Below are 14,178 nucleotides of genomic sequence, written 5' to 3'. Positions count from 1 at the left end.
ACACCTCTCATAACTGGGCGGCGGCAGGCACACCTGTCCGCCGTTGCCTTGGTAGACCTTCATGAAAAACACGGTATTGCGCTTCAACGACATGCTGTATCGGGTCAGCATCGGCATCGCCGGGCTGTCGGTGCTGATCATGACCCTGATCATCCCCTGGGGGATTTTTGCCCGTTACGTCCTGGGTACCGGCTCCAGCTGGCCGGAGCCCACTGCGATTCTGCTGATGGTGGTGTTCACCTTTTTCGGCGCGGCGGCCAGTTATCGGGCCGGCGCGCACATGGCGGTATCCATGGCCGTGGACCGCATGCCCCCGGCCATTCGCCAAGGCGCGGCAGTCCTGGTGCAAATCCTGATGGCGATCGTGTGCATCTTCATGGCCGTCAAAGGCTGGAAACTGTGCATGACCACCTGGAACCAGTTTCTGGGCGAAATGCCGTCGGTGCGGGTGGGTATCTCCTACCTGCCAATTCCCATCGGTGGCGTCATCACCCTGATCTTCGTGCTTGAAAAACTGTTTTTGGGCGATCAAAGCCACCGCCGCGCCGTGCGTTTCGATCTGGTTGAAGAAAGTGAAGGTGCCGCATAAATGGACGCATTCGTACTGTTGGGCAGCTTTATCGCACTGATCCTGATCGGCATGCCCGTGGCCTATGCCCTGGGCCTGGCCGCACTGATCGGTGCCTGGTGGATCGAGATCCCCTTCGATGCACTGATGATTCAGGTCGCGGGCGGCGTGAACAAATTCTCTTTGCTGGCGATCCCGTTCTTCGTGCTGGCCGGCGCAATCATGGCCGAGGGCGGCATGTCGCGCAGGCTGGTGGCCTTTGCCGGGGTGCTGGTGGGCTTCGTGCGCGGCGGGCTGTCGCTGGTGAACATCACCGCGTCGACCTTCTTCGGCGCCATTTCCGGCTCGTCCGTGGCCGACACCGCGTCGGTGGGTTCGGTGCTGATTCCGGAAATGGAACGCAACGGCTACCCGCGCGACTTCTCCACGGCGGTGACCGTCAGCGGATCGGTGCAGGCGCTTCTGACTCCGCCGAGCCACAACTCGGTTCTGTACTCGCTGGCCGCTGGCGGCACCGTGTCCATCGCTTCGCTGTTCATGGCCGGGATCATGCCGGGCCTGCTGCTCAGCGCGGTGATGATGGGCCTGTGCATGATCTTCGCCCGCAAGCGCAACTACCCCAAGGGTGAAGTGATTCCGCTGCGCCAGGCGCTGAAAATCGCCGGCGAGGCGCTCTGGGGCCTGATGGCGATGGTCATCATCCTGGGCGGCATCCTGAGCGGCGTGTTCACCGCGACCGAGTCGGCGGCCATCGCCGTGGTCTGGTCGTTCTTCGTCACCATGTTCATCTACCGCGACTACAAATGGCGCGACCTGCCCAAACTGATGCACCGCACAGTACGCACCATTTCCATCGTGATGATCCTCATCGGCTTCGCCGCCAGCTTCGGTTACATCCTGACGCTGATGGAAATCCCGACCAAGATCACTACTGCGTTCCTGACCCTGTCGGATAACCGCTACGTGATCCTGATGTGCATCAACGTCATGCTGCTGATGCTGGGCACCGTGATGGACATGGCGCCGCTGATCCTGATCCTCACCCCGATCCTGATGCCGGTCATCACCGGTATCGGCGTCGACCCGGTGCACTTCGGCATGATCATGCTGGTCAACCTGGGCATCGGCCTGATCACACCGCCCGTGGGCGCGGTGCTGTTCGTCGGCGCCGCGGTAGGCAAAGTGACCATCGAGGCCACGGTCAAGGCGCTGCTGCCGTTCTACGTGGCGCTGTTCGCGGTGCTGCTGCTGGTGACCTACGTTCCTGCCATTTCCCTGTGGCTGCCAAGCGTCGTGCTGTAAATCGTTCACTGCTCCATGCCATCGCCGCCCTCGTTGGCGGCGATGTCGTTTTCCAGCCAAGGAGGCTGGTCGCTCATGTCTGTTCCTGCACTGTTTCCCCGTCACATCGCGGTATTGATCCTGGCCTTGCTGGCCTGCGCCTTCGCCGGCAATCACATCGCGGCGCGCATCGCCTTCGATAACGACACCGGCTTGCTGCTGGCGATTCTCTGTCGCTCCGGCGTCACCCTGCTGGTGCTCATCGGCCTGGTGGTCTGGCAAGGTGAGAAGCTGCAATTCAGCGGCCGGATCTGGCGCTGGCAGATCGTGCTGGGCCTGCTGATCGCGACCCAGAGTTTCTGCATCTATTCGGCGGTGGCGCGGATTCCCGTCGCCCTCGCCTTGCTGGTGGTCAATGTCGCGCCCATTCTGCTGGCGCTGTTGACCTGGGCCTTGGGCGGCGCGGCGCCGACACGTCGGGCCGCCTTGCTGATGGGCTTCATCCTGTTCGGGCTGGTGTTTGCGCTGGACGTCCCCCATCGCCTGTCGAACCCGGGCAGCAGCGAGCCGCAATGGCTGGAAGGCATCGCCTTCGGCTTCACGGCCGCCGTGGTGTTCGCCTTTGCCTTGTGGATCACCGATAACAAGCTGGCCAGCATGCGCGGCACGGTGCGCAGCATGCTGACCATGGTCGTGGTGTTCAGCGCTGCTGCCCTGGCCGGTATCAGCGGCGTATTGCCCGGCGGGGTGGACCTGCCTGCCACGCCTACGGGCTGGACCGCACTGGCCAGCCTGGTCGTGCTGTATGGGCTGGGCTTCTCGTTGCTGTTCATCTGCATGACGCGCCTGGACATGCCGCGCAATGCGCCGGTAATGAACATCGAGCCGGTCGCCAGCCTGCTGTTCGGCTGGCTGATCCTCGATCAGCTGCTCAGCAGCAGCCAGGTCATCGGCGGGCTGATCGTGGTCAGCGGCATCGTGCTGCTGACCATGCGCCGCAACCCGCCTTCTTCAAGCCCACACAAGAACGCAGCCCATGCCAAACATTCTGACACTTGACGATGGTCTGACCTGCCTGAGCGTGGCGCCGGACATCGGCGGCAGCATCGCCAACTGGAGCGTGTCGAGCAGCGGCCAGCCGCTGTTGCGCGCCAATGACGACGACGCTCTGGCGGCAGGAACGCCGCGGCGATTGGGTTGCTATCCGCTGGCGCCCTGGTCGAACCGCATCGGCCAGGGCGGTTTCGACACGCCGGACGGCTGGCTGGCGCTGGAACCCAACAGCGCCAACGACCCGCTGCCGATCCACGGCAGCGCCTGGCAACAGGTCTGGGATGTCGTCGATCACACAGCGCACGAGATCCGCCTGCAACTCGACTGCCGGATCCCCTTCGCCTATCGCGCGCAACTGCGCTACACCCTGCGCGACGGCCTGCTGAGCATCAAGCTGAGCACCACTCACCTGGACAGCCGCGCGGCCTGGCACGGCCTGGGCTTGCATCCCTACCTGCCACGCACCGCGAACACGCGATTGCACGCCCAGGCCGAACATGTCTGGATGTGCGATGAGAAGGGCTTGCCAACCCACCTCGCGGATCTGCCCGAAGCATGGGATTTCAGCACTTCGCGCGAGCTGCCGGCGACACGCCTGGACAACGGCTTCACTGAATGGAACGGCCGCTGCGTCATCAGCCAGCCCGACCTGGGTTACGAACTGATCGGCCAGGCGACCGGCAGCGAGTACTTTCTGGTCTTCTGCCCGCCGGACCTGCCGTTCTTCTGCTTCGAACCGGTCAGCCACCCGGTCAACGCCCATCACCTGCCGGACAAGCCGGGATTGCGGTTGTTGAGGCAGGGGGAGTGTGTGGAGATGGGGTTTGGTTTGCAGTACAGAGCTATAGATCCTTCCATGCAACGGTAATGCGCTGGGGGTTGGCCAGTCGATCGCGGGCTTTGGCAACCAAGGCCTCATCGTCTTCCGCAATGCAGGATTCGTCGAGCTTTCTCATAGTAGCCTTGTCGATGGCGCCAATCTCCAATAGCGCGCTGGCTGAAGTTTGCATCGACTTGAAAGCCTCACTTTCGGTTTTTTTTACCACCATCCTGCTCCTTGCCCATATCCACAATGACAGGACGCGTGTCTGGCACCAGGCTGCGCTGTATACCACGCTCCCACTCGTTCAGCATTCTGGTGCCAATAAGCTCGAACGATGCATGGTCGCGCAGGTACTCCAGAAGCTCGCCACGGGCTTTGGATATGCCCTCAGCCACTTGTTCCACTAGATCACGACAGCGGTTTTCGCTGATCTGACACGAGCGTCTGCCGAACTCGAACAGCAGTTTATGCTTGGGCCAATTCTTCGATCCGGCGAGAAACATTGCCATGATGTCTTTCGGTTTATAGGGAGTGGTCGACACAATGTCATACGTTGGCGCCATCCAGACCTGCGCGTCCTCGTCGCAATCCTGGTACATGACTCCGAAGTTCTTCAGATGGGCATCGCCATTTCGTACACCTGTAGATAACGCGACAGTGAGAAACAACGACTCCAGACCTTCTTGTATCCGCTCCGGCGACAGAAAGGTCATGAGCTGCTTTGCCGCGCCCTCGGCAGAGCCATCGTATTTTTTGTGTGGCGGCCAGCCATTGAGCACACACAGATCTTCGAAGCCCAGGCAGCCCGAACTTGTTACGTCGAATCGTTCAACGACGAGTAACTTGCCGTTGGCACTGAGGCTGATATTCGGGACCGTCAAGCCGGCGTGTTTTGCTGCTCGCATGCAGAAGAATTCGTTGGCGGCCAGTTCTGGATAGTCTTCTTCCCGCCAGCTTTTTATGATGTGCGTCGAACCTCGGTGGGTGAGCCTGTCCAGCTCGTTGCCCGCTTCATCTCGCACCAGTACCTTGGCCTGCACGCCCGAAATCCCGCTGTACTTTGCATACCGCTGCAACAGATCTTCGAATAGGCCACGCGCCGAATCGTGGATCAGCAGATCATCTACCGATAGATCCGGAAGTTGGTCATCGTTCAAATGTCCTGCCGATACCCGGCCTAGCTGATAAGGACCGACGATTCCAAGCAAATCGATCTCATCAAAGCCTTTTTTTGTCTTTGAGAACATGTTTTGCAGTTCAGACCTGAGTATGCCTTCGGGCATGTTCATCGACAGGACTGGAATCATGCTGTCCCGCCACTCATAGGCGTCCCAACGCACAGGCATGACGAGTGAGATCGCATCGCGAGGGGCCACGTTTTCGCGATATCGAAAACTGGTACCGCCCTTGCGGACGTCGCTACGACCGACGCTTCCGACTGGCTGTCTTCCGACCCTTACGGGGAGCGACCGGGATTTATCATCAGTCATGGAAATTCCGGTCCTTCAAATCATCGAGAGTCGGACGGCGCGATCTGGGCACAACGGCAAGCGTATGACCCAGCAGGTTGAGGATCGCCTCCACTTTGCGAATGCCGATTTCCGACACTGTTCCGTTCTCGATCCCCGAGATCGTGGCGCGGCTCATCCGCAGACGAGCCGCGACGTCAGCCTGGGTATAGCGCTTGGCCTTGCGAAGTTCGCGTATGGTCTTGCCGATGTGATCCATGTCACCCCTGAATGCATCGTATGCAGTGCAAATCGCGTATTAAATTGCAAAAAGCATTATATACAGTGCATTTCAAGCGGCTGCTACAGGGCGTCAGGAAACTCAACGCTGTACCTGCACCCCCAACGACGCCAGCGCATCCCAGTAACCCGGGTACGTCTTGCCCACGCAATCCGGATCGAGAATCCGGATGCCGGCGACCTTGAGGCCCGCCAGGGCGAAGCACATGGCGATGCGATGGTCGGCGTGAGTGTCGATCAGGGCGTCGACGGTGCGACCGGCCAAGTCCGGGTTGGCGTGCACCAACAGGTCGTCGCCCTCTTCCACCGCCAGATCGGCTGCGATGGCGTTCAGACCGTGGGACAGCGCCGAGATGCGGTCGCATTCCTTGACCCGCAGGTTGGCGATGCCGACGAAACGCACTGGCTGGTTGTTGAACGCTGCGAGTACGGCCAAGGTCGGTACCGCATCCTGCATTTGCGAGCCGTCGATGACCGCCGGCATGTCCGGGAAGCGGGCGATGATCTGGCTGGCCAGCGCATCGGGCTGGGTAAAGGCATCGCTGGCCACACCCAGGTCGATGCTGCCTCCGGTCAGGGCCTGGGCGGCCCACAGGTAAGTGGCGGCCGAGGCATCGGGTTCGATGTGGAAGTCGGTGGCTCGGTAGCCGGTGGCTTCGACGCGCCAAGTGGTGTCGTTCAGTTGCTGAACCTGGGCACCGAAGGCGCGCATGGCCGCCAGCGTCAGGTCCACATAGCCACGGGCGCCGATTTCACTGCCGGTCAGGGCCACTTCCAGAGGTCCCTGGCCACAGGCACCGGCCATCAGCAGTGCCGAAACATACTGGCTGGACAGATTGCCGTCGATCTCGATGCGTCCGGCCGCCAGGCCGCCTTTGCCCTTGATCGCCACCGGCGGGCAGCCGGTCGGCGCGCTGACTTCCACGCCCATGCGCTGCAAGGCATCGACCAGCGGACCGATCGGGCGCTTGCGCATGTATTCGTCGCCATCGACCACGAAGTTGCCTTCGAAGTTGGCCAGCGCCGCGGTCAGAAAGCGCGTGGCAGTGCCGGCATTGCCCAGGAACAGGGCCTGCTGCGGAGCCTGCCAGTGGCCGGAACTGGTCACCACAAAGGTGCTGTCATCCGGCTCGTCGACCTGCACGCCCATCAGGCGCAGCGCCTCGGACATCACACGGGTGTCGTCACTCTTGAGCGCGCCGGTCAGGCGGCTGGTGCCCTTCGCCAGTCCGGCCAACAGCAGCGCGCGGTTGGTGATCGACTTGGAACCGGGCGGGCTGACGCGCCCGACCAGTGGACGATCGACAGGCATAACGGTAAGAGTGTCTTGAGGTCGCATGATGTCCCTGGGCGTCAGCGGAAAAATCGCGATCCTAGCACGAGCGGGCGCGGCCCCGCAGGGTCGCGTTCATCCGTGGACGGTCAGCCGGTTGCGACCGGATTTCTTGGACACATACATCGCCTGATCGGCCTGTTCGATCAATTGCTTGTATTCGGTGTTCGTGTCGTCGATGCCGGCCACGCCGAGACTGATCGTGCAGCGGATCGGCAGACCCTCGTGGATGACTTCGCTTTCCTCCACCGCCTTGCGCAAGCGTTCGGCGAAAATTGCAGCACCTTCGCATCCAGTGTCCGGCAGAAGCACAGCGAACTCTTCCCCGTCGTAGCGTCCGGCGATATCCACCGCCCGAATCAGTCCTCGAACCCTGTCGGCGACGGAGCGCAGCACCTTGTCGCCGACCTGATGGCCGTAGGTATCATTGATGTACTTGAAATGATCGATGTCGAACATTACCAGCGAAGCAAAGGAGTCGTAACGTACATGGCGGGCATACTCAGCCTTGATCGCCTCTTCCCAGTGTCCACGGTTGTAGAGCCCGGTCAGGCGGTCGACGCTCGACAATTGCTGGAGTTCGGCGTTGGCGGCCTGTAGTTGATGACTGTGGCTGGCCACGTCCGTGACGTCATAGATGACCAGGCAGATCTGGCTGATCTCGCCATTCGTGGAGCGCAACCCGAACATCGTGGTGTTCTGGTACATGAAGGCTTGCTGGCCGGTGATTGGCTGGTAGCTCTTGAAGCGCACCAGATAGGGCCGCTGCTCCCAGACGGTAAAGGCCGGTGTACCCAGCGTGACCACGTTGTCGACCTTCTTGCTGAACCACTGCCGGTTCACTTCCGGGAACAGTTCGAAAAAACTCCTGCCGATGGCTTCATACGGCACTACGCCCGAGCGGTTCTCCATGAAGGTGTTCCAGACCAGCACCTGATACTGACGGTCCAGCACCACAATGCCCACGTCAATGTTCTGCGTCACGGCCAGTAACCAGTGAAGCTCTTTTATGTCGATCGAGTGGTTCATGGCTCAATTCATCATGTAGGCGAGTTTGCGGGTCAGCCGTTCTACCGAGTCTTCAGTGAACAGCATCAAAAGATCGAAATGAATGGCGTGGCCTTCCACGCTGTAACCGATCTCCACGGCCAATGTCTTTTTCCAATGCTGACGGTTGTCGCGAATCAGCGTTTCGATATCGCTGCGACTGTCGAGCACTTGTGGATGGCTCTGGGAAAACGCGATATCGATCTGCTCGGCAATTCCGCTCAGGCAAGCCCCGATCAGGATCGACGACAGGTCCAGGAGCATTTCCATGTCCGAGCCGTCCGCTGGATCGTGCCCCATCAAACGGGCCATGTCGGTGATTTCCGAGTCATAGAACATCAACAGCGCCTCACCGGCGATCCCGCCGCCGATGTAGCCCTGACAGACCGCCGTAATCTTTTCAGCGCGCTGAGCGTCGGCCAGCGCCATGTGCAATTCGCCGGCTTCGAGCAAGTTCACATTGGGCACCGGCAGCCGCACGAAGACACCCAGCACCTTGGCCAGCAGGGCCGCGGCCTGGCCCATGGCGACGTTGATGGTTTCCCGGAATGCGTCCTGAAAATCGATTGCCTCAGTACGCGTCCGCTGGGCCAGGGTCGGGCTCGCCGATACAGGCGCATCCATGACATCGGGCTGCATCAGCCCCAATCGTGTCAGCGTGCTCGCCAGCTCATCTGGATCGGCCGGCTTCTTCAGGAAAGCCAGCGCGCCCAGTTCCATGACGCGGCGAACGGCCTCCTCCTGAACATCGGCAGACACCACGATCACTTTCGCATCGAGCCGCTCATTGCCGATGGCGGCAAGGGTCTGGTAACCGTCCATGACCGGCATGGTCAGGTCCAGCAGCACCACTTGCCCCAGGCCTGCGCGAATGGCCTCCAGACCTTCCAGGCCATTTGTGGCAAAGGTGACAGACACGTTCCAGGGTGATGGCAAGGCACGTGACATCTGTTTGCGGGCCATATTCGAGTCATCGCAAATCAGTAATGCAATTGGGGACATCGGTACTCTCGCTGCAATTAATAACGTCAATCAGCCTTGAACGAACCGCCCCGCTCACCAGAAAAGAGTGTTGAAGCTATGGGATTTCAGGTTTATCCAGAAAATGACTATAGCTCGCGCCGACACAGCTGTTTCCAGACAACGAAAAATGGCGGCCTCGGGGTTGCCGGGGTCCGCCATTTTACGTGTACGTGAATTCGATTCAGTTCATCGGTACCAGGGCAGTTCGAGCTGCCTGGTCAGGCCGAGAGAATCAGCTGTTGCGGCCACCGCTGCTTGAGCCGCCTTTTTTGCCGGCCTCCGAAGCTTTCTGCCGGTCATTGGCAAAGTTGCCACCCGACCCCGAGCCTTTGCTAGTGGAGCCGCTGGAACCTTTGCTGCTCGAGCCTTGTCCGCTTCCGCTGGATTGTCCGCCTTTCTTGCCGGCTTCCGACGCTTTCTGTGGATCGTTAGCGAAATTGCCAGGGTTTGAATTTCCTGTCTTAGCCATTTCATTCACCTTTATCCAGAATTTAAGACGCGCTCATGTGAGCGTCACTGAGTATGAATAGCGAGCCGCTTGAGAGTTTAAGATTTCATGGCGTTACAGGACGAACGGTCAATTTCGCGGAGTTTCATAGAAGACTTGAATCAAGCATCACCTCTTGAAAATAAGAAATAATTAACCATCTGAAAAGCCCTGATTTTTCAAAGACAAAGCAATACGCCATCAATGCTAATGACTAAAAATAACAAATCGAGATATGCTTATAACTAGGCAAAATATTAATCTATATAAATCATTGGCTTACGCCGTTAACGCCACATGGATAACCCCACAATCATTGGCCTTTCGCCGCTTCGCTTACTCCCGGAATCGCCTTGCAAGATGCCCGAGAGAGCTCATATTCAATATGCGCTACAGGCCCCAGCGGTCCTTGCCTACCGTTCATCGGACAGGGCAGAGAATGCTGAATACATCGCGTCCTTGCTAATCTCCCAATAGTGGACCTGCTTATTAAGCGGCCGGGTTAAAGCTCCATCAGAAGATGGTCGATGCATAGGTGACAGCCGGTTCAATCCCGCTGTCAGCGTTCATCAGTCTAGAGGCGCTTCCATGACTACTCACCTCATCAATTTCACCGCCCCCATCAACTCCGCCACTTGCGGGCAACTCATCGAAAAGTGTTCGCAAGCCGTCCAGCAGGACGCCTCTTGCGTCATCGTCAATATCGCCACCATGGGAGGTGAATGCAGCTACGGCTTCACGATGTACAACTTTCTGCTGACCTTACCCATCCCGGTGCATACCCATAATCTGGGAACGGTGGAATCGATGGGCAATGTCGTGTTTTTGGCCGGCGAACGCCGAACGGCCTGCTCGCACAGCAAGTTTCTGTTCCACCCATTTCACTGGCACCTGAACGGCTCGGTCGATCACGCGCGCATGGCCGAATATGCCATGAGCCTGGATCACGACCTGGAGATGTACGTCCGCATCGTCGCGGAGCGGACCGAGAACGCCGAAGAGACGCTGGAGACGGAGAAATACCTGATTGCCGCGCCGCGCATTCTCGACCCGGCGCAAGCCTTGAGGACCGGGCTGATCCATGCCGTCGAAGAACCCAAGATCGAAACCGGCTTTGTGTTCAGCCACATTCATTCCTGACGCCATGCGCCGGAAAACTATTTGCCGCGCCGATGTCGAATGCGGGTAATCGTCCCAGCTTGAGTCGGTCGGCAGGTAGCCATGAACGAACAGGAAGAATTTGTCAGTCGCAAGTACCCTATCGAGGAGGACATGGATGAGCAGCGCAGGGCCTGGCGCTTCGAGCGCATCGGCATCGGCGCGCTGGTCGTTCTGATCGGGCTGACGCTGGGTGGCCTTTTCTCCAAAGGGCCGCTGAGCCATGTCCAGTTGCAGACCCCTGACGGTCGCCTGAGCGTCGAGTACGAGCGCTTCAGCCGAAACGGCGCTCAGGACGACGTCATCGTGTCGTCGTCCGGCGCGCCGGGCGAGATGCGCTACCTGGTACTCGGCCATGAATGGCTCGAAGGGATGTCCATCGAAAGCCTCAATCCGCAGCCGGCGAACCTGACCAGCGACGAGCGGGATCTGATGATTCCCATGCGGGCGGACGCCCGAGGCACGGCGACGCTCTACCTGAGCCTGCGCAGCAACGGCGTCGGTCTCTACCGGGGCCATATCCGGCTCAAGGACGGACCGCAGCTGGACCTTCCCAAATTCATCTACCCCTGAGAGGGTGTTTACAAAATGGCTGCACCGGCTCGCCTATTTTTGTAAACACCCTCTGACAGGAAAGCCCGACAATGGACTCCGTACTGCGCGCAGCGGTGATGTACCTGATGCTGATGATCCTGTTCAAGATCGCCGGCCGCAGGTCGCTGGCCGATCTGAACACGTTCGATTTCGTGCTGCTGCTGATCATCGGCGAAGCCACCCAGCAAGCCTTGCTGGGCGACGATTTCTCCATCACCAATTCGGTGCTGATCATCGCCACGCTGATCGCCATCGACGTCGGTTTCTCCCAGCTCAAGCAACGCTCCAAACGCCTCGCACTGCTGCTGGATGGCGGTCCGACCATCATCGTCGAGAACGGCCAGCCGCTGCTGCGCCGAATGAAAAAGGCACGCATCACCGAAGCCGACATCATGGAAGCAGCCCGCTCCAATCAGGGCATCGCCAGTATGAGCGACATTCGCTACGCAATCATCGAGCGCAACGGGACGATTTCGATCATTCCCGAGAAGGATTGACTGCAGCTCGTCGCCTACCCCTTGCAAAATCCGCCCTGAAGACGCCCACCCATCAATTTCCTTGAACTCATGGCGCATGTCCCCGTCATCCATTCAAGTGTGTTTGAAACGTTGTTCGAACATGCACGCGAGCTGGCCATGTGCCGCTCGGCGGTTTTCCAAACGAAGGAGTGAATGGCAATGACGAACGACCCAGCCCAAGGCACCCGTACACCGGGAGCATCCGAGGCCACCCAGGAACATCTGCACAAGCTGAGCGAAACGGCGGGCGCTGCGTTGAGTGACGCGAAGCAACAGGGGGCCGAGCAGTACGAACACTATCGTGACCTAGCCGCGGACCAGCTCGACTCACTGGTCGAAGGCGCGCAATCGGCAGCTTCAGCTCTGGAAGGCAAGGATACGCTGGGGATCTCCCAGTACCTGTCGCAACTGGCCAGCGGACTGGGTTCGTTTGCCGATCAGGTACGTGACAAGAGCGCCGAGGACCTGCTGCACAGCGGCGCGCGCCTGGCACGTGAAAACCCGGCGCTGTTTCTGGCCGGCAGTGTCGCCATTGGCGTAGGCCTGTCGCGTTTTCTGCGCGCCAGCCAGGATCACAGCTCTGCCTCGACCGCAACTTCCACCCCGACTTCGACCTCGACGCCGCAGCCTGACTTTGGCGCCCGCGCGCCTTATGAAACCGGTGTTGCGCCGCTTTCCGACGATCTGCCTTCGACTTCATCGGTACAGCGCCCCGCCAGTTCCGGCATCGATCCTTTGGGTGAAGCCGCCATCTATCCCGACCGCGACACGACCGCCCCGCAGGGCAGTGGCGCCACTCACGGCAGTCTGAAAGGAGATCTGTAATGACCACCGATCCGTTCGACACTCAGAAGCCGGCTGAACCCGGCTTGCAGGACAACGCCTCCATTGGCGGTCTGCTGCGTCAGCTGACCCGCGAAGTGCCTGAGCTGTTCACCAAGGAACTGGCGCTGGCCAAGGCCGAGCTGCAGGAAAGCCTCACCACGCTCAAGGCGGGTATCGCAGCCGTGGCCGGTGGCGCCATCGTGTTGCTCGCGGGCCTGATCATTCTGCTGATGGCCGCGGTGTACGGCCTGGGCACCATGATGCAGCTGTGGCTGGCCGCCTTGATCGTCGGCGTCATCACGCTGGTAATCGGCTTCATCATGCTGCAGTCGGGCAAGAAGCAGTTCGAGCCGTCGCACTTCACGCCTGATCGCACCATCAATGCCATGCAACAGGACAAGGACACCCTGAAGAGGAAAATTTCATGAGCACCTCATTCGAAGCTGAATCCCATAAGAGCCCTGAAGAGCTGGAACAGGAAATCGACGCCAAGCGCGCCAGTATCAGCAACATCGTCGACTCGCTGGAAAGCCGCTTCACGCCCGGGCAACTGTTCGACCAGGTGCTGACCTACACCAAAGGTAACGGCGGCGAGTTCTTCCAGAACCTGGGCACCACGCTCAAGAACAACCCGGTACCCACCGTGCTCACCGGTATCGGCCTGACCTGGCTGGCGATGAACCAGAACAAGCCGTTCCCTGGTTACACCGTGACCTCCGGCAGCACCGGCCCGGGCCTTGGCGACAAGCTGAGCAACATGGCCAGTCAGGTGGCCGGCGCCTTCGGCCAGGTCAGTGATCGTGTCAGCAGCGCCACTTCGGCAGTCGGCGACCGCGTCAGCAGCGCCACCTCCGCCGTCAGCGACAAGGCGCACGCCCTGACCGACAAGGCCTATGCCCTGAAGGACAAAGCTAGCGGCATGCACCATAGCGCCAGCGACTCGTTCGGCTCCTCGGCCGATCACGCCAAGCAAATGGCCTACAACGCCAATGAGCAGTTGCATGCTCAAGGCGCTCAGCTCAAGGATCAGTTCAGCACCTTGATGAAGGAGCAGCCTCTGATGCTGGCGGCAATCGGTATCGCGCTGGGCGCGGCACTGGGTGCGGCACTGCCTTCGACCCGCAAGGAAGACGAGCTGATGGGCAGCACCAGCGACAAGCTGGCTTCCACGCTCAAATCCAAAGGCCAGGAGGCTTATACCGGCGTCAAGGAAACCGTCAAACAGACGGCCGAAGACGTGAAGCAGAGCGCGGCAAACGCGGCAAACAAGGACAGCGACAAGAACAAGGACACGCCCGCCAGCGGCACGGATATTTCCCCTGGCGTTGTTTCGGATACGGGTGTCGGCATTGGCATCGGCAGTACCGAGTCCGGCAGCACGTCGGGCACCACCACCGGCGTACCTCCCAAGCCGATCGTATAAGCCTGGGAAGGAACGCACTTGCCCGCGACAGTCACCGACCGTCGCGGGCAAGTGCGTTTATACAAGAGAAAAATGATGTCCGGTCTCTCGTAGGAGCCAACGGGCGGCGATCCGTCTTGCTGGCGATGGAACGACGCGATTCACCTGAAATATCGCGCTGCCTGTTTTTACTGCCGCTATGCGGCAGATCGCGAGCAAGCTCACTCCTACGGGGCAGGACCATCCCGATTTGCACCGTCGCAAGCCAACGCGTTTTGTAGGAGCGGATTTATCCGCGAGGCGTTGGTTGGCCCTGCA

At 59.9% G+C, this 14,178-nt stretch carries 17 protein-coding genes; 10 read left to right on the top strand and 7 right to left on the bottom strand.

Annotated elements, in window-relative coordinates; all coding sequences use genetic code 11:
- The first annotated feature begins 61 nt into the window (after nucleotides 1-61).
- From TRP66_RS21530 to TRP66_RS21515, 4 genes are all read left to right on the top strand, one after another.
- Complete coding sequence (locus TRP66_RS21530) at nucleotides 62-589, top strand: TRAP transporter small permease (RefSeq protein ID WP_333406935.1); 528 nt, start codon at nucleotides 62-64, stop codon at nucleotides 587-589.
- Nucleotides 590-1,870 carry a TRAP transporter large permease gene (locus TRP66_RS21525; protein ID WP_333406934.1) on the top strand — a complete coding sequence of 427 codons (1,281 nt, stop codon included), beginning with the start codon at nucleotides 590-592 and terminating at the stop codon, nucleotides 1,868-1,870.
- Between the two features lie 75 nt (nucleotides 1,871-1,945).
- Complete coding sequence (locus tag TRP66_RS21520; protein ID WP_333406933.1) at nucleotides 1,946-2,908, top strand: EamA family transporter; 963 nt, start codon at nucleotides 1,946-1,948, stop codon at nucleotides 2,906-2,908.
- Nucleotides 2,886-3,770 carry an aldose 1-epimerase gene (locus TRP66_RS21515; RefSeq protein ID WP_333406932.1) on the top strand — a complete coding sequence of 295 codons (885 nt, stop codon included), beginning with the start codon at nucleotides 2,886-2,888 and terminating at the stop codon, nucleotides 3,768-3,770. The genes TRP66_RS21520 and TRP66_RS21515 overlap by 23 nt, the downstream gene beginning before the upstream one ends.
- Here TRP66_RS21515 and TRP66_RS21510 read toward each other — a convergent pair.
- The 7 genes from TRP66_RS21510 to TRP66_RS21480 all read right to left on the bottom strand — a co-directional run bounded on the left by TRP66_RS21510 (nucleotide 3,745) and on the right by TRP66_RS21480 (nucleotide 9,345).
- Nucleotides 3,745-3,951 (bottom strand): hypothetical protein, encoded by a 207-nt coding sequence (locus tag TRP66_RS21510; protein ID WP_333406931.1) that lies wholly within the window; start codon nucleotides 3,949-3,951, stop codon nucleotides 3,745-3,747. The two genes, TRP66_RS21515 and TRP66_RS21510, sit on opposite strands and share 26 nt — an antisense overlap.
- On the bottom strand, nucleotides 3,926-5,215 hold the full coding sequence (locus TRP66_RS21505) for a type II toxin-antitoxin system HipA family toxin (RefSeq protein WP_333406930.1): 1,290 nt from the start codon (nucleotides 5,213-5,215) through the stop codon (nucleotides 3,926-3,928). Before TRP66_RS21505 ends, TRP66_RS21510 begins: the two co-directional genes overlap by 26 nt.
- Nucleotides 5,208-5,453, bottom strand: a complete 246-nt coding sequence (locus tag TRP66_RS21500; protein WP_333406929.1) for a helix-turn-helix domain-containing protein — start codon at nucleotides 5,451-5,453, stop codon at nucleotides 5,208-5,210. Before TRP66_RS21500 ends, TRP66_RS21505 begins: the two co-directional genes overlap by 8 nt.
- A 102-nt stretch (nucleotides 5,454-5,555) precedes the next feature.
- Nucleotides 5,556-6,812, bottom strand: coding sequence for a 3-phosphoshikimate 1-carboxyvinyltransferase (aroA, locus tag TRP66_RS21495; protein ID WP_333406928.1), 1,257 nt, complete (start codon nucleotides 6,810-6,812; stop codon nucleotides 5,556-5,558).
- 69 nt (nucleotides 6,813-6,881) lie between these two features.
- Nucleotides 6,882-7,835 (bottom strand): GGDEF domain-containing protein, encoded by a 954-nt coding sequence (locus tag TRP66_RS21490; protein ID WP_333406927.1) that lies wholly within the window; start codon nucleotides 7,833-7,835, stop codon nucleotides 6,882-6,884.
- A 3-nt stretch (nucleotides 7,836-7,838) separates the two neighbouring features.
- Nucleotides 7,839-8,855 (bottom strand): response regulator, encoded by a 1,017-nt coding sequence (locus tag TRP66_RS21485; RefSeq protein ID WP_333406926.1) that lies wholly within the window; start codon nucleotides 8,853-8,855, stop codon nucleotides 7,839-7,841.
- Between the two features lie 253 nt (nucleotides 8,856-9,108).
- Nucleotides 9,109-9,345 carry a KGG domain-containing protein gene (locus TRP66_RS21480; protein WP_333407065.1) on the bottom strand — a complete coding sequence of 79 codons (237 nt, stop codon included), beginning with the start codon at nucleotides 9,343-9,345 and terminating at the stop codon, nucleotides 9,109-9,111.
- A 606-nt stretch (nucleotides 9,346-9,951) separates the two neighbouring features.
- Between TRP66_RS21480 and TRP66_RS21475 the strand changes: the two genes are divergently transcribed.
- The 6 genes from TRP66_RS21475 to TRP66_RS21450 all read left to right on the top strand — a co-directional run bounded on the left by TRP66_RS21475 (nucleotide 9,952) and on the right by TRP66_RS21450 (nucleotide 13,881).
- Nucleotides 9,952-10,503, top strand: a complete 552-nt coding sequence (locus tag TRP66_RS21475; protein ID WP_333406925.1) for an ATP-dependent Clp protease proteolytic subunit — start codon at nucleotides 9,952-9,954, stop codon at nucleotides 10,501-10,503.
- Nucleotides 10,504-10,584: 81 nt separating this feature from the next.
- A complete protein-coding gene (locus TRP66_RS21470) occupies nucleotides 10,585-11,094 on the top strand; it encodes a hypothetical protein (RefSeq protein WP_333406924.1) in 510 nt (169 codons plus the stop codon).
- Nucleotides 11,095-11,165: 71 nt separating this feature from the next.
- Nucleotides 11,166-11,612 carry a DUF421 domain-containing protein gene (locus tag TRP66_RS21465; RefSeq protein ID WP_333406923.1) on the top strand — a complete coding sequence of 149 codons (447 nt, stop codon included), beginning with the start codon at nucleotides 11,166-11,168 and terminating at the stop codon, nucleotides 11,610-11,612.
- 180 nt (nucleotides 11,613-11,792) lie between these two features.
- The gene (locus TRP66_RS21460; protein WP_333406922.1) at nucleotides 11,793-12,458 is read left to right on the top strand and encodes a hypothetical protein; all 666 of its coding nucleotides are present in this window, start codon (nucleotides 11,793-11,795) and stop codon (nucleotides 12,456-12,458) included.
- On the top strand, nucleotides 12,458-12,886 hold the full coding sequence (locus TRP66_RS21455) for a phage holin family protein (protein ID WP_333406921.1): 429 nt from the start codon (nucleotides 12,458-12,460) through the stop codon (nucleotides 12,884-12,886). Before TRP66_RS21460 ends, TRP66_RS21455 begins: the two co-directional genes overlap by 1 nt.
- Nucleotides 12,883-13,881, top strand: a complete 999-nt coding sequence (locus TRP66_RS21450) for a DUF3618 domain-containing protein (protein ID WP_333406920.1) — start codon at nucleotides 12,883-12,885, stop codon at nucleotides 13,879-13,881. The genes TRP66_RS21455 and TRP66_RS21450 overlap by 4 nt, the downstream gene beginning before the upstream one ends.
- Nucleotides 13,882-14,178 lie beyond the last annotated feature (297 nt).

Source organism: Pseudomonas sp. JDS28PS106 (genome assembly GCF_036706555.1).
Classification (GTDB): Bacteria; Pseudomonadota; Gammaproteobacteria; order Pseudomonadales; family Pseudomonadaceae; genus Aquipseudomonas.
The sequence above is the reverse complement of the archived record's forward strand: the minus strand, read 5'-3'. Positions and strand labels throughout refer to the sequence as shown.